The organism is Duganella levis, from assembly GCF_009857605.1.
In the GTDB taxonomy this organism is placed as follows: domain Bacteria; phylum Pseudomonadota; class Gammaproteobacteria; order Burkholderiales; family Burkholderiaceae_D; genus Rugamonas; species Rugamonas levis.
Genome location: NZ_WWCT01000023.1, coordinates 107,244 through 129,167, shown reverse-complemented (window position 1 = coordinate 129,167; position 21,924 = coordinate 107,244). Strand labels below are relative to the sequence as shown.

General features: G+C 60.6%; 19 protein-coding genes. 8 read left to right on the top strand and 11 right to left on the bottom strand.

Annotation, left to right across the window (positions count from 1 at the left end):
• Nucleotides 1-27: 27 nt before the first annotated feature.
• Both GTP69_RS24150 and GTP69_RS24145 read right to left on the bottom strand, forming a co-directional pair.
• A complete protein-coding gene (locus tag GTP69_RS24150) occupies nucleotides 28-1,362 on the bottom strand; it encodes an ATP-binding protein (RefSeq protein WP_161057260.1) in 1,335 nt (444 codons plus the stop codon).
• Complete coding sequence (locus tag GTP69_RS24145) at nucleotides 1,359-2,009, bottom strand: response regulator (RefSeq protein ID WP_161057259.1); 651 nt, start codon at nucleotides 2,007-2,009, stop codon at nucleotides 1,359-1,361. The genes GTP69_RS24150 and GTP69_RS24145 overlap by 4 nt, the downstream gene beginning before the upstream one ends.
• Before the next feature lie 320 nt (nucleotides 2,010-2,329).
• On the opposite strand from GTP69_RS24145, the gene GTP69_RS24140 reads away from it, so the two are divergent.
• On the top strand, nucleotides 2,330-3,262 hold the full coding sequence (locus tag GTP69_RS24140; protein ID WP_161057258.1) for a class I SAM-dependent methyltransferase: 933 nt from the start codon (nucleotides 2,330-2,332) through the stop codon (nucleotides 3,260-3,262).
• Nucleotides 3,263-3,274: 12 nt separating this feature from the next.
• Here GTP69_RS24140 and GTP69_RS24135 read toward each other — a convergent pair whose 3' ends face one another.
• Complete coding sequence (locus tag GTP69_RS24135) at nucleotides 3,275-3,661, bottom strand: winged helix-turn-helix transcriptional regulator (RefSeq protein ID WP_161057257.1); 387 nt, start codon at nucleotides 3,659-3,661, stop codon at nucleotides 3,275-3,277.
• Between the two features lie 130 nt (nucleotides 3,662-3,791).
• Here GTP69_RS24135 and GTP69_RS24130 point away from each other — a divergent pair, with 130 nt between their 5' ends.
• Nucleotides 3,792-4,823 (top strand): zinc-binding alcohol dehydrogenase family protein, encoded by a 1,032-nt coding sequence (locus GTP69_RS24130; RefSeq protein WP_202424554.1) that lies wholly within the window; start codon nucleotides 3,792-3,794, stop codon nucleotides 4,821-4,823.
• A 10-nt stretch (nucleotides 4,824-4,833) separates the two neighbouring features.
• Here the strand turns inward: GTP69_RS24130 and GTP69_RS24125 are convergent, their stop codons facing one another.
• From GTP69_RS24125 to GTP69_RS24115, 3 genes are all read right to left on the bottom strand, one after another.
• On the bottom strand, nucleotides 4,834-5,877 hold the full coding sequence (locus tag GTP69_RS24125; protein WP_202424546.1) for an LLM class flavin-dependent oxidoreductase: 1,044 nt from the start codon (nucleotides 5,875-5,877) through the stop codon (nucleotides 4,834-4,836).
• Nucleotides 5,878-5,880: 3 nt separating this feature from the next.
• Entirely contained in the window at nucleotides 5,881-6,360 is a 480-nt protein-coding gene (locus tag GTP69_RS24120; RefSeq protein WP_161057255.1) for a nuclear transport factor 2 family protein, read from the bottom strand.
• 151 nt (nucleotides 6,361-6,511) lie between these two features.
• Nucleotides 6,512-7,624, bottom strand: a complete 1,113-nt coding sequence (locus GTP69_RS24115) for an alkene reductase (protein ID WP_161057254.1) — start codon at nucleotides 7,622-7,624, stop codon at nucleotides 6,512-6,514.
• Nucleotides 7,625-7,750: 126 nt separating this feature from the next.
• Between GTP69_RS24115 and GTP69_RS24110 the strand changes: the two genes are divergently transcribed.
• Nucleotides 7,751-8,674, top strand: a complete 924-nt coding sequence (locus GTP69_RS24110) for a LysR family transcriptional regulator (protein WP_161057253.1) — start codon at nucleotides 7,751-7,753, stop codon at nucleotides 8,672-8,674.
• 31 nt (nucleotides 8,675-8,705) lie between these two features.
• Here the strand turns inward: GTP69_RS24110 and GTP69_RS24105 are convergent, their stop codons facing one another.
• From GTP69_RS24105 to GTP69_RS24095, 3 genes are all read right to left on the bottom strand, one after another.
• Nucleotides 8,706-10,025, bottom strand: coding sequence for a carbohydrate porin (locus GTP69_RS24105; RefSeq protein WP_229261135.1), 1,320 nt, complete (start codon nucleotides 10,023-10,025; stop codon nucleotides 8,706-8,708).
• Nucleotides 10,026-10,228: 203 nt separating this feature from the next.
• Nucleotides 10,229-11,209: an MBL fold metallo-hydrolase gene (locus GTP69_RS24100; RefSeq protein ID WP_371868094.1), complete on the bottom strand. Its 981-nt coding sequence runs from the start codon at nucleotides 11,207-11,209 to the stop codon at nucleotides 10,229-10,231.
• A gap of 161 nt (nucleotides 11,210-11,370) precedes the next feature.
• Complete coding sequence (locus GTP69_RS24095; RefSeq protein ID WP_161057252.1) at nucleotides 11,371-12,771, bottom strand: aminotransferase-like domain-containing protein; 1,401 nt, start codon at nucleotides 12,769-12,771, stop codon at nucleotides 11,371-11,373.
• A gap of 112 nt (nucleotides 12,772-12,883) precedes the next feature.
• On the opposite strand from GTP69_RS24095, the gene GTP69_RS24090 reads away from it, so the two are divergent.
• Entirely contained in the window at nucleotides 12,884-13,120 is a 237-nt protein-coding gene (locus GTP69_RS24090; RefSeq protein ID WP_161057251.1) for a hypothetical protein, read from the top strand.
• Nucleotides 13,121-13,160: 40 nt separating this feature from the next.
• Here the strand turns inward: GTP69_RS24090 and GTP69_RS24085 are convergent, their stop codons facing one another.
• Nucleotides 13,161-14,042: a phosphate/phosphite/phosphonate ABC transporter substrate-binding protein gene (locus GTP69_RS24085; RefSeq protein ID WP_161057250.1), complete on the bottom strand. Its 882-nt coding sequence runs from the start codon at nucleotides 14,040-14,042 to the stop codon at nucleotides 13,161-13,163.
• Nucleotides 14,039-16,381 carry a putative bifunctional diguanylate cyclase/phosphodiesterase gene (locus GTP69_RS24080; RefSeq protein ID WP_161057249.1) on the bottom strand — a complete coding sequence of 781 codons (2,343 nt, stop codon included), beginning with the start codon at nucleotides 16,379-16,381 and terminating at the stop codon, nucleotides 14,039-14,041. Before GTP69_RS24080 ends, GTP69_RS24085 begins: the two co-directional genes overlap by 4 nt.
• 259 nt (nucleotides 16,382-16,640) lie before the next feature.
• Between GTP69_RS24080 and GTP69_RS24075 the strand changes: the two genes are divergently transcribed.
• The 4 genes from GTP69_RS24075 (at nucleotide 16,641) to GTP69_RS24060 (ending at nucleotide 21,861) form a co-directional block, all read left to right on the top strand.
• Nucleotides 16,641-17,027 carry a response regulator gene (locus GTP69_RS24075; protein ID WP_161057248.1) on the top strand — a complete coding sequence of 129 codons (387 nt, stop codon included), beginning with the start codon at nucleotides 16,641-16,643 and terminating at the stop codon, nucleotides 17,025-17,027.
• Nucleotides 17,028-17,057: 30 nt separating this feature from the next.
• Nucleotides 17,058-17,606, top strand: a complete 549-nt coding sequence (locus GTP69_RS24070) for a carboxymuconolactone decarboxylase family protein (protein ID WP_161057247.1) — start codon at nucleotides 17,058-17,060, stop codon at nucleotides 17,604-17,606.
• Nucleotide 17,607: 1 nt separating this feature from the next.
• Nucleotides 17,608-18,825 carry a sensor histidine kinase gene (locus GTP69_RS24065; RefSeq protein ID WP_161057246.1) on the top strand — a complete coding sequence of 406 codons (1,218 nt, stop codon included), beginning with the start codon at nucleotides 17,608-17,610 and terminating at the stop codon, nucleotides 18,823-18,825.
• Between the two features lie 78 nt (nucleotides 18,826-18,903).
• A complete protein-coding gene (locus GTP69_RS24060; protein WP_161057245.1) occupies nucleotides 18,904-21,861 on the top strand; it encodes a sensor histidine kinase in 2,958 nt (985 codons plus the stop codon).
• Nucleotides 21,862-21,924 lie beyond the last annotated feature (63 nt).

Here is a 21,924-nt window from a genome sequence, read left to right as displayed (position 1 = left end):
ATGACGGACGGGAGGGGGAGGCCGGTTTCAGCCGGCATGGCTGCTGAGAACCACTTGAATGCAAAGACCGCTGCCGTCGGGCAAGGCGGCCGTCATGTTGAGCGTGCCGTGCATGCGCTGCACGATGTTGTGGACGATGGCCAGCCCGAGGCCGGAGCCGGAGCCGCCGGCTTCGGCACTGCGGTAGAACGGCGACAGCACCAGTTCGCGCTCGTGCGGCGCCACGCCGGGGCCGTTGTCGGTGACGCGGATGGTCAGTGCGGTGTCGTGGTGTGCGACCTGGATCTCGACCTGGCCGCCGGACGGCGTATAGCGGATCGCATTGTCGACCAGGTTGCGCAGCACGGCGCTCAGGTCCAGCGCGCTGGAGCGGACGAGCGCCGCGCCGATGTCGGCACTGAGCGCGATCTGTTTTTGTTCGGCCAACGGCAGCAGGTCTTCCAGCACGTTGCGGCAGACGGCGCCCACGGCGACGGCTTCCAGCGCCACCTGCTGGCGTCCCTGCAGCCGCGCCAGCAACAGCAGCTGCGCCACCAGATGCCGCGCCCGCAGTATGCCGCGCTGCAAGGACTGTAGCCTCGGCTGCGCCGCTTCACCGAGGTTCAGGCCGGCCAGCAGTTCCGCCTGCAGCGAGATGGCGGTCAGCGGTGTGCGCAACTCGTGGGCGGCGTCGGCCACAAAACGCTTCTGCTGCGCCAGGGTTTGCTCGATACGGTGCAGCAGACGATTGATGGCGGCGATAAACGGCAGGATTTCGCTCGGCACGCCGTGCTCGTCAAGCGCGGTGAGCTGCTCGTCGGCGCGTCCATCGAGTTCCTGGGCCAGGCGCATGACCGGCGCCAGCATGTGCCGCAGCAGCAGCGCCATCGCCAGCGACAGCAGCGGGATCAGGATGGCGATCGGGACGATGGTGGTTTTGCCGGCATTGTGCGCCACCTCGTCGCGCACCGCCGTGCTCTGGCTGACCGCGACCCGTTCGCCGCCGGGCAGGGTGCGGATGAACATGCGCCATTGCTGACCGCCCAACTCCTGCGTCTGCAAGCCATCCGGCAGCGTGGCCGCCAGCGGCAGGGGCAGGGTGCCGCCTTCGACTTCGCCCCAGGCGCCGTTGTGCAGCAGTTGCACCATGATGCGCGCGCCGGCATCGACCACATGGTTGTCCAGATCCTGCAGTCCCAACGGTATGGCGCCATGGTGGCGCTCGGCCAGCGCCGACATCTGGCGCAGCTGGTCATCCTGCAACTCGTTGACTTCATGGAAGGCGGTGCGGTAGGAGATGCTGCCGCCGATGCCGGCCGCCGCCAGCATCACGGCCGCCAGGCACAGCGTCAGCCGGACCTGCAATGAGCGCAGCGGCCTCATTTCGCCACCGCCCAGCCCATGCCGCGCACATTGCGGATGGCGCCCTGGCCAAACTTGCGGCGGATGGAGTGGATCAGGAATTCCAGCGCGTTGCTGGAGACGTCATCGCTGTGATATACCGCGGCTTCGAGGAATTCGCGCGAGCGGATTGCGCCCGGCCGCTCCAGCAAGGCCTGCATCAGCGCGGCTTCGCGCGGCGACAGCGAGGCCTCGGTGGCGCCGACTCGCAGGTAGAGCGTGTCGAGATTGAGGGTGATGGCGTCGGTGCCGATGCTGTGCGGCTGCTGTTTGCGATAGCGCCGCTGCACGCAGCGCATGCGCGCCAGCAGCTCGGGCATGTCGAACGGCTTGAGGATGTAGTCGTCGGCGCCGAGGTCCAGGCCGCGGATGCGGTCATCCAGGCCGTCGCGCGCGCTGACGATCAGCACCGGCACCAGCGGCGCCTGACGCTGCATGGTCTGCATGACGGTGATGCCGTCGCAGCCGGGCAGGCCGAGGTCGAGCAGGACCAGGTCGTAGCTGGCGAACGCCGCCTCCAGCGCCCGTCGGCCATCGCGGATCCAGTCCACTGCAAACTGCACGCCTTGCAGCGCTAGCTGCATGGCTTCGCCCACCATGTCATCGTCTTCTATCAGCAGTACACGCATTACTCGCCATTTTCTACGGTCGCGGACACGGACTATCCCGTGTCGGAAAGCGGCTGAGTATGGGCGGCGAATATGTAGGCTTGATTACAGCAAACTTAGCTGAAAGATAGCGTTGTTTTCCTCGCGGCTTAATGCTGCGTTAATGGGGTGTGTGGCCGCTAGCGTTATGCGCAGCATGGTGTGCCACGTTGGTCCGTCGCTCGTCATGCCGCGAAAATTTTCCCCAGCTTAATGTGCCATTAAGTGTGCCGCTGATATTTTCATTGCACAGGGCACAGCACTGATTCTTTCAGGCTGTAAATCATGACGACTGACATGGCGTGAATGCATTGAATAACTATACAAATCTTCCTCAATCCGATATCTGGTCTAATTGGTTGTTGCACCATCGTCATGGCGGCGATGCTGCGGCGCTCGGTGTCATCCGTGCGGAGACCGAGCGGTTCGCCGACCGCGTTCTGCAAGGCGGCCAGATTGAAGCGAACATGACACTTCTGGATGTCGGCGCCGGCGATGGCCTGGTTGCATTCCGCGCCATTCACCACACCGGGCCTTCGCTGAGGGTAATCCTTACCGATGTGTCTGAACCCATGCTGCAGCATGCTCAGCAACTTGCGGAGCAAAGCGGCGTGCTGAAACAATGTACGTTTCACGCGTGCGCGGCTGACCAGCTGCACCAGCTGGAAGACGAATCGATTGATGTTGTTGTCACGCGTGCTGTCCTGGCTTACGTAGGGGACAAGGCAGCCGCATTCAGGGAGTTTCTTCGTGTGCTCAAACCCGGTGGCCGGATTTCTCTGTGCGAACCTGTCATGCGTGACGATGCCCTGGGCGTCTACATGCTGAAACAGGCGGTCGACGCCGATGGGTTGCAGGATGGGGACCGTTTGCTTGGGCTCCAGTGCCGTATCATGGCGGCGCAATACCCCCACACGCTGGAAGACATCGCGAAGAATCCGACCACCAACTATACCGAACGAGACCTGGTTCATCTTGCGCGCGCGGCAGGTTTTCAGGATGTGCACATGGAACTGCATATCGATTTAAAGCAGACCAGCCAGCGGAATTGGGAAACGTTTCTGGAGTGCTCTCCGCACCCGCTTGCCCCATCAGTGAAGCAGATCATTGCCGAGCATTTTTCGGCAGACGAGAGGGCGTATTTTCACGCGACCTACCGGCAAATTGTGGAAGGAGGGAGCTCGATCGGGACAAGCCGCAATGCGTATCTGACGGCATCGAAACCGGAAAGCTGATCGATTCCGTTTTTACTGTGCCGGCGGACCGTCTTGCCTGTCCTTGATGGCCAGAGCCGATTGCGCCAGCTCCAATCCGTAGCTCTCTCCCCACTCTTTTAAGGCCAGCAAGACAGGGCGCAAGGTATGTCCTTTCTCGTTAAGGCTGTATTCGACTCGCGGCGGCACTTCTGAGAAAATCTCCCGGTGTATGAGGCCAACATCCTCCAGCTCCCGAAGTTGCTTCGTGAGCATTCGCTGAGTGATGTTTCCCATCGCTCTTTGCAGTTCACCAAACCGCATTGCGTCATTCATTAGATGGAAGAGAATCATTCCCTTCCACTTCCCACCGATCAACTCTAACGTTGACTCTACCGGACATGCGGTCCCTGAGTAGCAATCGAAGCGTGCCCTTTTCATCGTATCTTTTCTGTGCCTATATATCAAAATTGTGCGTACTTGTGAGCATCCGGGGATGCCCTTACTATCACCGGACCGCACCGCAAGGTGCTTAATTCCAGAGGAATATAGCATGACCCACACCAGTACCATGACGGCGATCGGATTCACGCGTTCGATGCCAATTCAAGCGACCAATAGCCTGTTCATATTCGACGCTGCCTATCCAGAAGCGATGCCAAACGACCTTATCGTCAAGGTTGGCGCGGTCTCCGTCAATCCGGTTGACGCCAAAGTCCGCGTGCGCGCTGCCGCCGAGATTTCGCTGGATGTGCCACGCGTGCTTGGTTATGACGCTGTTGGAACAGTAGTTGGATTGGGGGCAGCGGTGAGCGGATTTAAACTTGGTGACAGGGTTTACTACGCCGGCGAGATCGACCGCCCTGGATCGAATGCAGAATACCAGGCGGTTGATTCTCGCCTGGCGGCAATCGCGCCAAACAAAATCAGCGACGCCGAAGCGGCAGCGCTGCCGCTGACCGCCCTTACCGGTTGGGAAGCACTTTTTGACCGCCTGCGAATAGATCCACATGGCTCCCCCAAAACGCTGTTGGTGATCGGCGGCGCCGGAGGTGTCGGATCGATTACGATTCAGCTGGCAAAAATCCTGACCAGGCTCACAGTCATTGCTACCGCATCCAGGCCCGAGTCGGCTGCATGGTGCCGGGAAATGGGGGCGGACCACGTTGCCGATCATAATGACCTGATAGCGTCAGTCAGGGCTCAAGGAATTGAGACAGTCGACTATATTTTGAATGCGGCCGACACCATTGGCCACTGGGATGCGATGGCTGAGCTCATTGCCCCTCAAGGGATGATCTGCTCTATCGTCGAGTTCGACGGTGGCGTGAACCTGACCAAACTGCAGGCGAAGTCCGCGGGGTTCGTATGGGAGCTGATGTTTACCCGATCTCTATTTAAAACGGCGGATATCGCGAAACAGGGAATCATCCTCGGCGATGTAGCCAAACTGGTCAACGAAGGCAAGATCCGTTCGCCTCTGACCAAAACACTCAATGGATTCAGCGTGGAGTCCTTCCAGGAGGCCCATCTCGCTATCGAGTCCGGCAAGACGATCGGGAAAATATCGATCACTTACACGCGCCAGCACCCGATTGGCTGACCATGAGGTTTCATAGGCGGGCCTGGTCAACCGATGTCCTGGCAATCTTCCCCAGTGCGGTGCAGATGGCCTCGATAGCGTTCAGGCGGGCGGCTTCGCCAGGCATCATGAGGTTGATCATTACTTCATCGGTCTCATACGCATCGGCGAGCTCGCGCAATTGGGCAGTGACCTCGTCGCCGGTGCCAGAGATAAGCCGCCCTTCATTGCGCGCACGAACCGCTAGCTCCTGCGGCGACCAGCGATGCGCCCGCGTGGTCTCAAGCGATGGTATGCGCTTAAAGGGGCTGGCACTCTCCGCATAAGTAAGCCACAGGTGGAAAGCATCAGCGAACTCCCTGGCTTCAGCCTCGGTATCGCCAACCGCTACAAAGACCGCGACGATCGTCGATGGTTGCGCAGCAAAGTCGCCTGCCTGGAATCCAGCGCGGTAAACGTTAGCCGCACGTGGACCATCTCCATGCGGATTAATAAAGTGGGCAAAGGTAAACCCGAGGCCTGCCTGCGCTGCAACCGCCGCAGTGGCGCCGGAGGCGCCGAGCACGTAGGGCTGTGGCGTGTCGCGGGTCTCCGGATGGGCACGCATGCCGGCATAGTGTGAGCCAGCCGGATGGTTCCCGGTCAGGAAGCCAAGAAGATCGGCGACCTTTCGAGGGTAGGGAACAGTCCCGCCCTTTTCATCGTTGAGTGCGGCATTGGTACGGGCATCGCCGCCGGGAGCCCGGCCAAAGCCCAGATCTATCCGGCCAGGAAAGAGCGCGCCCAACAGTTGATAATTCTCGGCGATTTTCAAGCTGCTGTAGTTTGGCAGCAGCACAGCGCCAGAACCAACACGAATCGTCTTGGTGGCCGAAGCAATCCGCGCCATGAGGATCTCGGGCGAATTACTCGCGGTAGCTGAGATGCCGTGATGCTCTGATACCCAGAAGCGAGTAAAGCCGTTGCTTTCCGCCTTCTGTGCCAATCGCACGGTTGACGCCAAGGCGTCGGCAGCCAGATGGTTTTCATCAACCGGAGCGTAATCCAGAATGCTGAGTCGTATTGCGGATGACATTGCTTAGCCCTTTTCGGATGGCGACGCAGGATGTCCGCTGGCGTTGCTTCGTTGTGGCCAGACGACCTCCAGAACGGAGCGGGTGATGCGCCACTGGCCATCGATACGCTGGTAGTTGTCGGCGTATAAGCCCAGCAACAGCAAGGGATTCGGATCAGGCTTCGATGCAGTCTCAAAATCGATCAGATAGCATCGGCCTTCCGCTGTATCTGGCCCGGTTAGTTGTATCCAGTGGTTCGTGATGGCGTGCAGAAACGGGTAGCTGCCCTGATGATCACGGTCGTACAATGTAAATGCCTCGTTCAGACCAGCACGGATGGCGTCGATTCCTTCCATCTTGCCGACGGTGACTTCGACCACCGCATCGTCCGAGAAAACCTGGTCGAGGGCGGCAATGTTATTGCTGTCGAGGTGGAGTGCGTAGAGGGTACGCAGATTGCGGATCTGTTCGCGATCAAGCAACGCTTTGATTTCTTCGTTCATGCTGATTAAACTTTCTGTTGAGGTTGAACCACGCCGATGTCGAACACGCGGATGTCTTCTGTAGTGAACCAGTCAGGGCGATAGTCGCTCCAGCAAATGCGCCATTGACCGTCATCTGCCTGTCTGGCCCGGATCTGGTCATGCACGCGCATCAGCCTTCACGACACGCTTCGACCGAGTAGCGTGGATAGTCCGTGTACCCGCGTGCACCGTGCAGCCCATACATCGTGGCGCGCTGTACCTCGGCGAGCGGCCAGCCGTTGGCCATGCGCTCAACAAGATCCGGATTTGCGATGAAGGGCTGGCCAAAGCCGATCAGATCCGCCTTACCCGCTTTCAAAGCCGCTTCCGCACTTGCCTGGTTAAAGCCGCCCGCAATGATGAGCGTGCCCGGATATGCTTCGCGGAATTTAGTGAAGAATTCGGTGTCACAGTCCGCACCCAAGGTGCGTTGATCGCTCAGGTGAACGTAAGCCAGGCTGCGCTTCCCGAGTTCCTCTGCCAGTACCAGCCAGGTTTCAGTCTCATCATCGAAAGCGCGCATATCGTAGAGACGTCCGAATGGCGAAATGCGGACGCCGATATGTTGCGAACCGATTAGCTTGCTGAGCTCATCAATGGTTTCCAGCAGCAGGCGCAGACGGTTTTCAATACTGCCGCCGTAGCAGTCTTGGCGGGTATTCAGCTCGCCATTGATAAATTGCTCGAACAGATAGCCATTGGCTCCGTGAATCTCCACGCCATCAAATCCGGCCTGTATCGCGCGGCTGCCTGCTGCGACAAAGTCATGAATGATCGATTTGACTTCGTCGCTGTCCAGCGATCGTGGGTCACTTGTTGCGACATGGCCCGGCACACCAGGTGTGACCCAGGCATAGGTCTGCACATCTTCAGCGCGGCGTGCCACCGGCGAGACCGGTGCGTGACCGGCTTCTTGCAGCGAAACATGGGAATTGCGTCCAACGTGCCAAAGCTGAGCGAAGATTCGCCCGCCGTCGGCGTGGACCGCATGGGTGACACGTCGCCATGCTTCGGCTTGATCCTCTGTGTACAGCCCCGGCGTAAACAAATAGCCGGTGCCCTGCTGGGATACCGCAATGCCTTCGCTGATCATCAGGCCGGCGGATGCGCGCTGCCCATAGTAGCGTTCCGTCAATACATCAGCGACGCCATTCGCAGCCCGCGAGCGGGTCATCGGCGCCATCACAACGCGGTTCGCGAGGCGCAAGCCTGCCATGTCGTACGAACTAAAAAGCTTGCTCATAATTTCCTTATTCAAATGGGCTTGGAACAGGACATTTCCTTTCCAATCGATGCAGCCGATTTTATTCTGGTTTCTATGAAATATAATTACGCTTAAATTCCAAACATTTGAGAATTGGAGGAAAAAATGAAGCCACTTGGCGACCGATTTGCCGGGATTGACGCGTTCGTGGCCGCAGCCGCCGCAGGCAGTTTTACTGCGGCAGCGCACACTCTTGGTCTGACGCCCTCCGCTGTGGCAAAGAGCGTAACCAGGCTCGAAGCGCGTGTTGGTTTGAAATTGCTGCACCGGACTACACGGAAAATCACGCTGACGCCGGAGGGAGAGTCTTACTTGGGCGCGTGCACGCGCGCGATAGATGAACTTGACGCTGCCGAGACCTGCCTTGCGCCACAAGACTGGATACCGCAAGGCAGGATCAATGTCGGGCTGCCAGGCGCGTTCGGCCGCCGGCACGTTTTGTCCGGGCTGCTGGAGATGGCCGCCCGCTTCGACAGGCTTGACCTGACGGTCTCATTTACCGAGCGTACGCTTGACTTGGTCCAGGAAGGCTATGACCTGTCGGTCAGAATCGGAGAGCTTGGGGATGACGCAAATTTGGTGGCAAAACGACTCGGTACCCAGCGCCTGCTTATCTGCGCCTCGCCGGCCTATCTGAAACGCTATGGCGCCATCCAAAACCCAGAAGAACTACGACAGCGGGATTGCATAATCGGCTCGCGCCGGCACACCAGGCAGACTTGGCTCCTGCGCACGCCGGAAGGCCGTGTCATCCATCAGGAAATCAATGCGCGCCATGAGTTTAGCGACGGCGAGGCCATGCTTGCCGCTGGCCGCGAGGGCTGCGGCATCATGCAGATGCCGACTTGGCTAGTGAGTGAGGACCTGAACCGGGGAACGCTGGTACCGCTGCTGGAAGATTTCGCAGGCGGAGAGATGCCCATTCATGTGGTCTGGCCTCAATCCCACTATCTGCAGCCCAAAGTTCGGGCGGTTATTGAGATGCTGCAGGCATTGGCAGCAAAAGAGAACTCAGGATTTATGCCATGAGTCCATGCCGCCCGGCAGCCAGCATATGGGATCAGAACGATATCGATGTCTTCAGCCCGATGACGAGCGCGTTGTCGTGGCCCGTGCCGCCCGGATGGACGACGTACTGAAGGTTGGGACGGATGACGATCGCGCGCATTGGCGACCAGCCGTAGTACACCTCGCCAACCGTCTCGTAGCCGTCGTTGACCACCGTCGCGGCGCCTGGGTTGAGCGCATTCGCGAAGCGCTGCGCCTCGGCGCGGCGGCGGTTGCCGTGGGTGGCGCCCAGCGCCACGCCGATCACGTCGGCTGGACGGTCGAAGGCGCCCCTGTATTGCAGCCCCATTGCTACTTGCCTGTCGGTTGCTGCGGTCAACTTGTCGGCCTGGGCGGCGTTCAAAAACACGGTCGCGCCGAAGCCGCCGGCGGTGCCGGTGAGCTGCTGCTGGAAGGCGATGTAGCCGCCGTATGCGCCGTCACGCTGCAATGCGCCCGCGCTGGTGATACCCAGGGGTTGGTGGTTGGCATTGAGGAGCAGGTCGGCGCTGTCGGAGGTGTTGTACCAGGCGCCGACTTTATAGCTGCCCCGCAAGCCGCGCAGCATGCCCGCGCTCGCCGGCGTGAAACCGAATTCCAGCGGAATCAGCGCACCGGTGGTGCCACGCGGGAAGTTTGGAAACAGGCCCTTATGGACGTTGTAGCGGTCATCGACGTAGTTCGGGTTGACCTGGTAAATGCCCAGCTGGACGTATGTTTCCTGCGTCGTGTTGATCTTGGCGACGAAGGCCCAGACGCTGACTGGCCGGTTGGACCAGTAACGGCCAACCAGGTGGCCCGGCTGGGAACCACAGAATGTCAGGTTCTGGAATTCGCAAGTGAACGCCGCGAAATCGGTGCCGATGTCCATGCGTCCCGCTTTCAGGTTCAAACGGCCGCCTAGTACCGACTGCGCGACGAACAAATTGGTCAAGCGCCAAGTCTGGCCGCGGCCGTAGACTTCCTGCACTTGCTGGAAGGTCCCGAGATTCGCGTCGGTGCTGAGGTTTTTGCCATTGCGGTCGATGATGGCGAGATTCAGTTTGGCGCCGTTCCAACCCCATAGTTTTTGCAGGTCCAGCTCCGTGCCCAGCAACCACTGGTCGCTGTAACGGGTCAGGTTGTCGGAGCCGCCCGACGTGTTGTGGGCGATCTCCGAGCTGTAGGCGAGGTTGAATGTGACGCCCCCTTCGGCCAGGCGGCTACGGTGATCGTTCCAGTCACCCAACAGGTACTGGCTGGTGGCAGCAGCAGGGCTAATCTGCGGGAGCAGGGTGGACAAGGCGATGCCCACGGCAGCCACCCGTCTTACTTGGTGCAAATTGATGATCATGTGTTTCCTGTGTTTGAATCCCCCCATGCGTTCCACTGCCGTCACGCCGAGTGTGCTCGACGGCTAAATAAATCAACGATTGCGACGGCGGTGAAACCGCACTTTGAGAGGGCATTGGCTAATGCCGCCGTCGATGGCTGCGCATCGCGCGTTCAATGAACGTATTCCTTGGCAGTGTGGTCGGAATACAGCCGAAATCCGGTTTAGTTAAGATGCGTCGTGTAGTCCACGGGCAGCCACTGGTATCCCTTGCTTGTCGCCTTGAGACGGCCTAAGCCAGGAAATGGCAGATGGCTTCCTCCCATCAATTGACCGGACTTCGCAATTTGCGAGAACACGGTAAGCCGAGTTGCTTTCGCGGCGCTTCGATCGACATCAAATTCGATGGTAACTTCGGGTTTTTCGAACTGCACGGGGCCAACATGGATCAGGTCACCTATAAGATTAAGTTCCTGGCCCTTGCTTTCCACGGTGTAAACCGTACTACCTGCAGTGTGCCCATACGCCGCATGCGCCATCACGCCTGGCACGATCATAGTGTCGGCGTCAAACGGCTGATATTTTCCTGCCTGGATATAGGGTCCCAATGTGGACATCGCGGCCTTGAAAAATTCCATTGAGTTTGCTGATGCCGTTTTCATTCGCTCAGTCGAAAGCCAATAATCCGATTCGCGGCGGTTAGCGTGAACCGTAGCGTTAGGAAATGCGATCGCGCCGTCAAGGAGTAGTCCGCCGACATGATCCGAGTGCAGGTGGGTAAGCAAGACGTCGTCGATCTGGCTTGCTTTGTAACCAGCGGCTTCAATATTCTTAATCAGCTTGCCCAGCTGATCGCCAAACAGCAAGCCGCCGCCGGTATCGATCAGCACCAATTTGCTGCCGGTGTTGATCAAATATGCATTGAATGACGTTTCAAGCGGAACACCGAGGTAGGACTTCGCGAGTTGCGCCCGGGTTTGTTTGGCATTTGCTGACAGCAAGGTGTCAACGGGTAAATCTAGCGTTCCATCGCTAACGGCAGTGATCTCGAACGTACCGAGCATCATCCGGAAGTAGCCGGGCGCCTGAGTCTTTATCAAGGGAGCCGCTGCGAAAGAAATCGAGGGACTCGCCGCAACGACTGCAACGGATAGGGAGAGCAAAACGCTCCGCGTGAGGCTGACAATATAAGACGGTAAAGACACTATAAACTCCTAATTGGTTTCGACAATAGGAGTACATATTGACCGGTCGATACATATGTTGCAAATTGCTTGTTTTGATGTGATATATCTCTGTGGGAGATGAATCCGGCAAGGAAGACCCTGACCAGCGTCCCGTGAGCACTATCGCCGCCCCGGGACAGTTAAACCACGGCATTGCTGAATGCCTCGGGTCGCCGCGCCAGAAGCTGAGACAGCCGTTGAAGTCCTGCCTGCAGGCGTCCCCGGTCCTTGATGCTGCCCAGGGAAATCCGGATGGCATTCACGGATGCGCTGCCGGTGGCGAATGCTTCGGCCGGGGTGACGGCGATGCCCTCGCGGTCGGCCGCATGCGCCAGCTGCGAGGAGTTCCAATACGCCGGCAATTCGAGCCAGACATGCAGGCCGTCGCCGGCGCCGCTGTAGCGCCCGGCCAGAATATCGCGCGCCATCCGGTGGCGCAGGCGCGCCTCGTTGCGTATGCCCTCCATCAATCCGCCAGCGGAGCCGTCGAGTATCCACTGCGTGGCCAGTGCCGCCGTCAGCGGCGCGACCATCAGCGCAAATGACCTGAGCGCGGCCAGGAAACGTCCGCGTTCGTGCGGATCGCGGATCAGCACGAAGGCGACCCGCAAGCCGGGCGTCAGGCATTTCGACAGGGTGGAAATGTAGTACACCTGTTCCGGGGCAAATCTGGCAATCGGTGGCGGCGGGGCGTCGGCCAGCAGCCAGTAGGGATCGTCTTCGACGATGCGTACATTACAGCGCGTGGCGATGGCGGCCAGTTCCTGGCGCCGGCGTTGCGGCATGGTGAGGGCGGTCGGGTTCTGCAATGTCGGATTGAGGAAGACCAGTCCAGGCTGGTGCTGGCGGCACGCGGCCTCAAGCATCTCGGGCAGCATCCCGTGCTGGTCGGCCGGCACCGCAATCAGGCGCCGGCCGAACTGGATCGCAGCGGTGCGCAAGCCGGGATAAGTCGTCGGCTCGGCCAGGATTGCATCGCCCGGCTGCGTCAGCGCCAGGATCGCTGCGGCGATCGCCGCTTGCGCACCCGGACAGACGATCACCTGGCGGGAGTCCAGCGCTCCAAACATCGGTTCCAGCCATTGGGCGCCGGCCTTGCGGTCGGAATCGCTGCCGCCGGCCAGGTGGTAAGTCATCAGCAATTCGCTGTCGGCCCTCATCAGGACCTGGGACAAACCTTGTTTCAGCAGGTCGTCGAAGTCCACGCCATCCGGCGGCGGCGGGGTATTCATGCTCAGGTCGATGATCGCGGTCAATTCGACTTTCGGCGCCGCGACATAGGTGCCGCGCGCGCCGCGGCCTTCCAGCAAGTTGCGGCGCCGGGCTTCGTCGTAGGCGCGCGTGATCGTCGTCAGGTCAACCTCCAGCTGTGCTGCCAGCTGGCGCTGCGGCGGTAGCCGGTGGCCTGGTTTCAGCGATCCGTCGGCCACTGCCGCCTGCAATGCATCCGCAATCTGCAAAAAACGCGGCCCGCCCTGCGCGGCCAGGCGCGGCAGCCAGATCGGCACATTGTCATCTTGTACGGTTTGCAACTGGGACATTTTGTCTCGATGTATGGAAATTGCTTTTAAGTAGTATGCTTTATAAGCTGAAGCAACACCATATTTGCATGGCGATTGTGGACGTTTTCTCCTCTTTCATAGGTAGATGCAAATGGACTGGATTCCGATAGTCTTCGTTATATTCAAGCTTCTCGTGCTGTGCACAGGCATGTTCTACGCCATCAAGTGGCATTACGACCAAGGCAAGAAGGGGCGCAAGCAGGAGGCGCGCGCGGTGCTTCGCGCGGGCGCCAAGGTGGCCGCCATCTTCGTGGTATCGCTGCTGGGCCTGGGGCTGCTCACCTTCGTCGTGGTCAGGATGCTCGGCATGGACCTGACCTTCCCCTGAGGGCTGCTGAACCGGTCGTCAGCAAGCCCGTCGCCGCGACTCAGTAGATATCGCGAACCGGCTGATAGTCCTGGTCGGAGATCGGCACGAATCGCACGCCATCAATGTTTTCCAGCACGGCGGCGCGGCGCGCGCCATCGTTTTTCAGGAAGACGTCACGGATCTTTTTCTTCAGCCCCTCGCACAGCTGGCCCCGGTACACGAATGGATCGAGGGGAAAAGCCTGCGAGCGCCATATCACGCGCACTTTTTGCATGGCGGCCGGATCGGCGAGGACCGCTGCCAGGTTGACGCTGGCGACAAAGGCGGCGTCGGCCCGGCCGTCCAGCACGCGGTTGATGGACTGCACATGGCTGCCCGTGTAGCCGATCTGCCCGAAGTAGGATTCCAGCGGCTGTCCAAGCTGTTTGGCGAAAACGTGTTTGGGAATCAGCGCGCCCGAGGTGCTTTGCGGATCGACCAGCGCCAGGCGCTTGCCGTGCGTCGCCGCGATATTGGCGATGCCGCTGTCGGCCCGCACGATCAGCAGCGAGTAGTAGAAGGCGCCGGCTGGCTGGTAGGCGTTGGCCTTGTGCTCGAAGCTGGCGAACGGCGTGAGTTGCGGATCGGCTTTCCTGGCCGCGACATAGCTGGCCGGTCCCATGCGGGCCAGCTGGATGGCGCCGGACAGCAATCCCTCCACCACCGCGCCGTACGAAGGCGGGGCGTAAATCTCGACCGGAATGCCGAGCGCCGCGCGCAGTCCCTGTAGCAGCGGCTGATGGGCAAGCATGTCCTTCTTGAGGTCGCCTGACGGGATGATCGACATGCGCAGCATGGCGGGATTTTCGCATTCGGCGCCGAGGGCGGCGGCGGTGTGCAGTCCCAGCCAGGCAAGCAAGAGCAGGGGCGCGAACGCGCGGTATGGGCGAAAGATGGTCATGTCGAAGGAAAGGTGTAGTGGCGTTTGCGCAGCAGCGGCGCGATGTCCTGCGCGGACACCGGACGTTGCAGGAAGAAGCCTTGCACCTGGTCGCAGCCGGCCGCCTTCAGGTGCAGCAGCTGGTCCTTGCTCTCCACGCCTTCGGCCACCACGATCAGCCCGAGGTTGTGGGCCAGCGAGATGGTCGAGGCGACGATGACCGCGTCGTCGGTGTCGTTGCGGATGTCGCGGATGAACGAGCGGTCCACCTTGACGGCGTTGATCGGTAGTTGCTTCAGCATGCTCAGGCCGGAAAAGCCGGTGCCATAATCGTCCAGTGCGATCTTGATGCCCATGCCGGCCAGCGATTCGAGATTACGCCGCGCCAGCTGGGTGTCCTCGATCAGGCTGGTCTCGGTGATTTCGATCTCGATCCATTCGGGACTGACGGCATGCCGCGCCAGCGAGGCGATCACATCCTCGGGGAGGCGGTTGTCGCGCAGCTGGTGCGCAGAGACGTTGATCGCCACCGGCACCAGCGGCACGTGGTCCGCCTGCCACTGCGCGATCTGGCGGCAGACCGCGTCGATGACCCAGCGTCCCAGCGCGATGATGTAGTTCTGTTCTTCGGCGAGGGGAATAAAGTCGCCGGGGAAGATCAGGCCATGCTCCGGGTGGTCCCAGCGTATCAGCGCTTCCAGGCCGACCACGGCGAAGTCGTCGAGCGCCACTTTGGGCTGGAAGTGCAGGCAGAATTCATTCTCGTGCATGGCGGACTTGAAGCGCGAGGTCAGTTCCGAGCGGCGCGCGCTCGACGCGTTCAGCGATGCATCGTAAAAGCGGAACACGCCACGGCCCTTGGCCTTGGCGCTGTACATGGCATGATCGGCATGGAGCAATAGTGAATCCACGGTCTGGCCGTCGCGCGGGTATAGCGCAATGCCGACGCTGGGACTGGTGTCGACGTTGTGTCCATCAAGGTTCAGATAGGTTTTCGACAGTTCCTGCACCAGGTTGGTCGCCAGCTGGCTGACAAACTCTTCGGAAGGGATTTCGGACAGCAGGACGACAAATTCATCGCCGCCCAGGCGGGCGACCAGGTCGTAATTGCGGACCGATGCCTGAAGCCGCCCGGCAACCGCCTTCAACAGCAGATCGCCGACCGCATGGCCGAGATTGTCATTGACCAGCTTGAAGCGATCGAGATCGAAGAACAGCAGTGCGTACAAATTCCTGCTGCGGCGGGCGCGTTTGAGCTCGGATGCAGCCAGTTGCTGGAATTGCCGGCGGTTCGGAATGCCCGTCAGGTAATCGTGCGAGGCCAAGGCGAGTGCGCGGATCTTTTCCTGCTCCAGCAGGTCGATCAGTTTCTTTTTTTCCTGCTCGGAATCGGCAACCGCCTGATGCAGGCGATGCTGATGCCGCAGGCTGAACACGACAATCAGGATGACCAGGATGACCACCGCCGAGAAGACCAGCGAGCGCACCAGATACTCCTGGTGTTGTGCCGCCAGCCTGCCCAGCACCACGGCGGAATTTTGCGTGACCGCGACCTGGATCGGGTAGTGGGCCAGGCGGTGCACCGAGGACAGATAGCCTAGATCGGTCGGGCCGCTGGAGAAGGTGAAGGCGTCCATGTCACCGGGCAGCCTGGAGTGTGAGCCTGGCAAGCGCGTGTCGACCGATAAGGCGCCTTCGCGCAGGACGGCCAACGGCAAACCATCTGAATGGATCAGCTCGATGCTGCCGCCCTGGCCCAGTTCGACCTCGCGGTAACGGGACAGGATGTAACCGAGGTCGAGAATCGCGCCGTAGTAGCCGGCGTTGCGCTCGTCGCCGAGCGGCACCAGAATCGGCAGCCGCCAGGCGCCGTTGCCGTCGACTGGGGGATGGCCAATCAGGATTTGTGATGGATCGGCGCGCGCGCCGTCGCGCAGCGCCTGATCGAGCAGCGGCTGCAATTCTGCTTCGCTCCGCTGATGGGCCGACGAGTAAATCAGTCTGCCGTCGCGGTCATACACCGCCGCCCGCAAGTAGGCGGAATCGCCGACCTGCTGGGGATTAAAGTGCCGGCTTGCGACGCTGGCGGACTGGTCGCCGCTGCTGGTGATGCGCGCGTACAGGGACGACCTGCCCAGGACCTCTTCCAGATTGGTGGCGACGATGGTAGCGATATTCTGGCTGCTTTCCGTGGTCGCCTGGAGCGCCAGTTTTTTCTCGTTCTGGATGCGGGTGAAGTGCAACGCCCACAGATAGACGAGCAGGGCCAGCCCAAGGACGAAGGCGCTCGGTATCAACGTATGCTGGCTGGTGAGTAGCGAAGCGCAACGACGTTTGAAAACTGCAAGGAGTGAAAACATGGATTGGCAAAGCCAAGTGGTATTGCAAATCGGAAAAATTTCCTTATGGTATCAAAATAAGATGTCAGTTTCGTGACATGACGCATCTGGTCATTTGGTTGGGTGGCGTGCCAGCCTGGACCAGGAGCGGAGTTCATCCTATTGGCATGTATAATGAAAAAAATTTCACAGGTGTTGTCCGCATTGCCATCACCTTCAATCTCGGCCACAGAATCGCCGAACGCGCAGTTTCCTGCGGAACTGCAACCTCGGACTAGCTATGGCCTCCCAATTCGCCCCCAAACGTATTCTTGTGGTTGATGACAACCGCGATGCGGCCGATCTCACCGCGCAGCTGCTGGAACTACACGGCCATCAGGCCGTGGTCGCTTATGGCGGCAAACAAGGTGTCGAGATTGCGCTCAAGTATGGCCCGGACGTGGTGTTGCTGGACCTCGGCATGCCCGAGATGGACGGCTTCGCGGTGGCGTCTGCGCTGCGAAAAGTGAGGTCGTTGGATCAGCTGGTGGTGATCGCCTATAGCGCCTGGGGCGATCCGGAAACCCGGCAGCGGGTCCGCGAGTCTGGGTTTGACGGCCACACGGTCAAACCGGCCAAATTCGACGTGCTGCTGAACTTGGTGACCAACACCCGGCGCGCCAGCTAAATCTGTAGCAACCTACCAGCAAAGCCCACCATGCCCTTTTCGACATTAAAATTACCCGCCGAGTTTTCCGAGGAATCCGAAGCGGTTTTCCAGGAATTCCAACGTGGCATGGGATTCCCGATGACGCCCAACTTCATGAAGATGCACGGGCATTCGCTGGCGGCGGCCAAGGGAACCTGGGGCTTGCTGCAGGGCGCTATGTTGAGCGGAAACCTGCCGCGCGCGCTCAAGGAGATGCTGGTCGCGGCGGTCTCGCATGACCGTGATTGCATCTATTGTGAAGCCGCGCACCTGGCCTGTTGCCGCAGCCTTGGCGTCGACACCGCCACGCTGCAGGCCCTGGTCAAGGACGTCGAGGGTCTGACGCCTGAAAAAATGCGCGACATCATCATGTTTGCGGTGAAATGCGCGCGCAATCCGCAAAGCATGACCGAGCAAGACTACGCGTCCCTGCACCGGCATGGCCTGGGCGACGAAGACATCATGGAATTGATTTCGGTGATCGGCCTGGCCGTCTACCTGAACATCGTTGCCGATGCGACCGGCGTGACGCCCGACGACATGTTCTTCCAGATCTGATATGGACCTGAGGGAGGAGCTGACGCGCCAGAGCTTGCTGTTGGAGTTCATCTCCGAGTGCGTCAGCTTGCAGAGCGTGCCTGACCTGGCAAAGCTGGTCAAATCCCGTTTGCACTGGATCTGCGACTATCACACTTGCACGGCGTTGCTGCCCGACGCCCATGGCTTGTCGCTGTGGTCGCAGGACCGCAAGGCCGGCAGCGCGGCGGAAATCGGCGATGATATGTTTCTGTCGCGACACCGGGCCGCGCTGAATGACGCCATGGCGAGAGGCGCGCCAGCCGTGGCGCACTATGACGACAGCGCCATGTTTCTGGTGTCCTTGCCGTTGGGCTCAAAGACCGCCGTCCACGGCGCCTTGTGCGTTGCCAGGCGCGCGGGCTTTTCGCAGGGCGATGTACGCCATCTGCAGCACGCGTGCAGCGCGCTCGGCGGCGCGCTCACGCGCATCGCGGCGCTGGCCGCCGAACACAAGGCGGAGCACGCCATCAAGCTGGCCGAGTTGGCGCTTCGTGCCGCAGCCGAGGACCGGGTGCTGCTGGCTGAACAGATGGTCGGCATCGTCAGCCATGACTTGCGCAATCCGTTGTCGGCCATCCTGATGGGCGCCACCGTGATGGAAATGGGCGAGCCGTTGCCGGCGCAAAAAGAGCGTGTGCTGCGCAAGGTGCAGAGCGCCGCGCGGCGGGCCCAGCGCCTGGTGGAAGAGCTGCTCGATTTCACCCAGGCCCGGGTTGGCAAGGGACTGGCCCTGCAAAAGGCGGAGGTAAACCTCGACGAGCTGACGACGTCGGTCGTCGATGAGCTGCGGCTCAGCTTCCCGAACGTTGAGTTTGATCGGCCCGATGGGCCGTTGGGAACGGTTTGTCTCGATGCCGACCGTATTCATCAGATGGTCGGCAATCTGGTTGCCAATGCGGTCATGTACGGCGCGCCAGGCCGGCCTGTACTGGTTAAATGCGAGATTCGCAATGGCGAACTGACGCTCTCGGTTTGCAATGAGGGCGAGGCGATTCCGGAGGCCATGTTCGCGGCGATGTTCGATCCCATGATTCGCGGCCAGGGCCAGCAAGCCCAGCGCGGTGTCGGGTTGGGCCTGTACATCGTGCGCGCGATTGCGGAAAGCCATCACGGCACGGTTGACGTGACGTCGAGCGCGGAAAACGGCACCTGTTTTTCAGTGCGCATGCCGGTTGTCGTTGACCTGCTGTTGTTTTGAAATCACGTCATTGCACAAAGGCATGTTCGATTTTTTGTGGACAATCTAAAATCGCGAGTTTGCATTCAGGAATAGTTCATGCGTCTATCTCACTGGTCATTGACGGTCGGCTTGCTTTCACTGCTGTGGTGGCCATGCGCGCATGCGCTCAATCCGGATCTCCGGTTCGATCAGCTCAACCACAGCAGCTGGACACAAAAGGAAGGCGCGCCGTCCGATATCACCAGCATGGCGCAAACCCCGGATGGCTGGCTGTGGCTGGGGACGCGCGGGGGCCTGTATCGGTTTGACGGCATCACGTTTGAGCGCTATCCGCTCAAGGGCAGCCGGGTTTACAAACTTCACGCGGCCGACAATGGCGATCTGCTGATCAGCTTTGTGCCGGACGGCCTGATGATTCTGCATGCGGACGGCAGCAGCACCCAACTGCCGCCGCTGCCCCATCAGCTGGGCACATTCCGTGCCATGACCCTGGACCGCGACGGGGCGATCTGGGCCATCAACCTGGAAGGGCTGTACCGTTACGCGCAGGGCCGATGGCAAGTGATGGCCAGCGGTGCGGAATGGGCGGAAGCGACCCAAAGCCTGGTGGTGGATCAATACGGCCGCTTATGGATCTCCAATAGGCAAGCGCTGTATCTGCACGATCGCGCCACGGACAAACTGATACGGATAGAGGGCGAGGGCATGCAAGGCGGCTTGCTGCAATCGCCCGACGGACGCCTGTGGATCAATGGCAATGACGACCGCGTGCGGCTGGTGCCGATGCCACCGCTCGGACAGCATCTGCAGCGGCTGCCTTCGTTTAACCAGGGCTCGGCGCGCAGCGCGGGGCAATTCGACCGCGATGGGAATCTGTGGGTTCCGCTCTGTCCGCGCGGCATTTGCCGGATCGCCCGCGCTGGCGCCCAGCGCAGCGGGGCGCTGGACCCGGAACACGAGGCCACGGATCGTCTCGACCAGTCCTGGCAGCTCAGCGACCTGGGCACGCGCGGCATACTGGAGGATCGGGAAGGCAATGTCTGGATCTTCACCAAGTCCGGCATCGACCGTTTTCGTGAAAACAAGCTGATTCCTGCGAATATGGTGGGCGTTGCCGGCGAGCTCAATGCCGCCAGCGATAATGCGGGCAAGCTATGGGTGGCGGATGGGCAATTGCACAGCATCTGGACCATCGGCGCCGACGGCGTTGCCGTGCGTGACCCGCAACGCTCTGGCACCTCGATCGCGACGGACCGCGACGGCGCCATCCTGATCGCCGGCAACCGCTACATCGAGCGCATCTACCAAGGCCAGTCCAGCCGCATTGTCTACCCGGAACGGGATGGCAAACCGGCCGACCTCGGCGTGGTGAGCATGCTCGACGACGGCAAGGTCTTGTGGGTGATCTCCATGCAAGCCGGTCTGATGGCATGGATGGATGGCCGCTGGCGCGATCGCTCCGAGTTCAACATCCCGCAGCGCATTTATATGCTGGCGCCGGGCGGCCCTGGCCAGATGTGGCTCAGCAATAACGACGGTAGCCTGAAGTTTTTAGATAACGGCAAGCTCACCCCATACGATATCGCGCTGGTGGGCCAGGAGTCGGGCATTTTTCCCGGCCCACAACTGGTGGTGGCGGGGGATCGGGGTATCGCGGTTCTGCGCGACAGCAAGTTCGTGGCGCTGGGGCCTATCGGCGTGGAAGCATTGCGCAACGTCAGCGGCATGGCGGTGACAGCCGATGGCGACCGCTGGCTGAACGGCGCCCGCGGCCTGGTGCACATTCGCCGCGAAGACTGGGACGCATCGATGCGCCAGCCCGCGATTCCGCTGGTGTATGAGCTGATCGATTCGCAGGAAGGCTATCCCGGCCAGGCAACGCTGGATAATCGTCAGCCATCCGTGTACGACATGGGCGGCGGCGTGCTGTGGCTGCGCGGCAGCGGTGGCCTGGTGCGGATAGACACGGCCAAGCTGCGGCCCAATCCGGTCAAGCCTGTCGCGCAACTGCTGCGCGTCAATGTCGACAACCACTCTTATCCGGCGACCTCACCCTTGCGCCTGCCGCCGGACACGCGCAGCTTCAACATCCAATATACTGCGCCTGGCTTGCGCAAGCCGGAAGGCATGCGCTTCCAGTACAAGCTCGACGGTGTCGACCGGCAATGGCAGGATGCCGGCAGCCGGCGCGCCGCCTACTACACCAATGTGGGGCCGGGCCATTACACCTTCAGCGTGCGCGCCGTCAATGAGGATGGCCTGGCTGGTACGGCAGTGGCTGCGCTGCAGCTGGAGATCGCACCGACCGTTGTGCAGACCTGGTGGTTTCAACTGGCGTGCCTGCTTGCCGTGATGCTGGCGGTATATGGCTTGTACCGGTATCGGCTAAGCAAGGCGACCGCAGCGATCGCGCGGCAGCTGGAAGTGCGCATGGACGAACGCGTGCGCATCGCCCGCACCTTGCACGACACTTTCCTGCAGAGTGTGCAGGCGCTGATCCTGCGCGTGTACACGGTGCTGACCAAGCTGCCCGAGGACAGCGAGCCGCGCATCAAGCTGGAATCAATTCTTACGCAGGCGGAGCAGGCGATTAACGAAGGCCGCGATCAAGTGCAGCAGCTTCGCAGCGGGCGCGATCTCCAGCAGGAAATCGAAGGGTGCGGCAACGCGATGGCCCTGCTGCACGAAGGCGTCGCCTTCGACCTGGTGACAGTCGGCACCGTGCAGCCGCTGGCGCCGCCGGTGCAGGAGGAATTGTGCGCCATCGCGCAGGAGGCGTTGAGCAACGCCTTCCGTCATGCATCCGCCAGCAAGATCACAGTGAGGCTCGAATACATGCGGGATGGATTGTTGCTGAGTGTGGCCGATGACGGTTGTGGAATTGATGATGCTCAATTGCATCGCCGTATGCAGGGGCGCCATTTTGGCATGGTCGGCATGCGTGAACGCGCCAAGCGGGTGGGCGCTGTTCTGGAGGTGACCAGCGCGCCCGGCAAAGGCACTGTCCTCGCGATGAAGGTGCCTGGCGAACTATGCTATGCCGCCGATATGTGAGTGCGCTGTTCAACAGACCGCACCGGCAGTTTTCCCTAAGCTGGAAGCAGGCTCCAAGGCCTT

What these genes read in the sequence shown, in the direction of transcription:
- GTP69_RS24115 (WP_161057254.1), bottom strand. Translation starts at nt 7,624, where the DNA reads ATGAGCAAGCTTTTTAGTTCGTACGACATGGCAGGCTTGCGCCTCGCG.
- GTP69_RS24085 (WP_161057250.1), bottom strand. Translation starts at nt 14,042, where the DNA reads ATGACCATCTTTCGCCCATACCGCGCGTTCGCGCCCCTGCTCTTGCTT.
- GTP69_RS24105 (WP_229261135.1), bottom strand. Translation starts at nt 10,025, where the DNA reads ATGATCATCAATTTGCACCAAGTAAGACGGGTGGCTGCCGTGGGCATC.
- GTP69_RS24075 (WP_161057248.1), top strand. Translation starts at nt 16,641, where the DNA reads ATGGCCTCCCAATTCGCCCCCAAACGTATTCTTGTGGTTGATGACAAC.
- GTP69_RS24090 (WP_161057251.1), top strand. Translation starts at nt 12,884, where the DNA reads ATGGACTGGATTCCGATAGTCTTCGTTATATTCAAGCTTCTCGTGCTG.
- GTP69_RS24130 (WP_202424554.1), top strand. Translation starts at nt 3,792, where the DNA reads ATGACGGCGATCGGATTCACGCGTTCGATGCCAATTCAAGCGACCAAT.
- GTP69_RS24080 (WP_161057249.1), bottom strand. Translation starts at nt 16,381, where the DNA reads ATGTTTTCACTCCTTGCAGTTTTCAAACGTCGTTGCGCTTCGCTACTC.
- GTP69_RS24110 (WP_161057253.1), top strand. Translation starts at nt 7,751, where the DNA reads ATGAAGCCACTTGGCGACCGATTTGCCGGGATTGACGCGTTCGTGGCC.
- GTP69_RS24125 (WP_202424546.1), bottom strand. Translation starts at nt 5,877, where the DNA reads ATGTCATCCGCAATACGACTCAGCATTCTGGATTACGCTCCGGTTGAT.
- GTP69_RS24150 (WP_161057260.1), bottom strand. Translation starts at nt 1,362, where the DNA reads ATGAGGCCGCTGCGCTCATTGCAGGTCCGGCTGACGCTGTGCCTGGCG.
- GTP69_RS24095 (WP_161057252.1), bottom strand. Translation starts at nt 12,771, where the DNA reads ATGTCCCAGTTGCAAACCGTACAAGATGACAATGTGCCGATCTGGCTG.
- GTP69_RS24145 (WP_161057259.1), bottom strand. Translation starts at nt 2,009, where the DNA reads ATGCGTGTACTGCTGATAGAAGACGATGACATGGTGGGCGAAGCCATG.
- GTP69_RS24135 (WP_161057257.1), bottom strand. Translation starts at nt 3,661, where the DNA reads ATGAAAAGGGCACGCTTCGATTGCTACTCAGGGACCGCATGTCCGGTA.
- GTP69_RS24070 (WP_161057247.1), top strand. Translation starts at nt 17,058, where the DNA reads ATGCCCTTTTCGACATTAAAATTACCCGCCGAGTTTTCCGAGGAATCC.
- GTP69_RS24120 (WP_161057255.1), bottom strand. Translation starts at nt 6,360, where the DNA reads ATGAACGAAGAAATCAAAGCGTTGCTTGATCGCGAACAGATCCGCAAT.
- GTP69_RS24060 (WP_161057245.1), top strand. Translation starts at nt 18,904, where the DNA reads ATGCGTCTATCTCACTGGTCATTGACGGTCGGCTTGCTTTCACTGCTG.
- GTP69_RS24065 (WP_161057246.1), top strand. Translation starts at nt 17,608, where the DNA reads ATGGACCTGAGGGAGGAGCTGACGCGCCAGAGCTTGCTGTTGGAGTTC.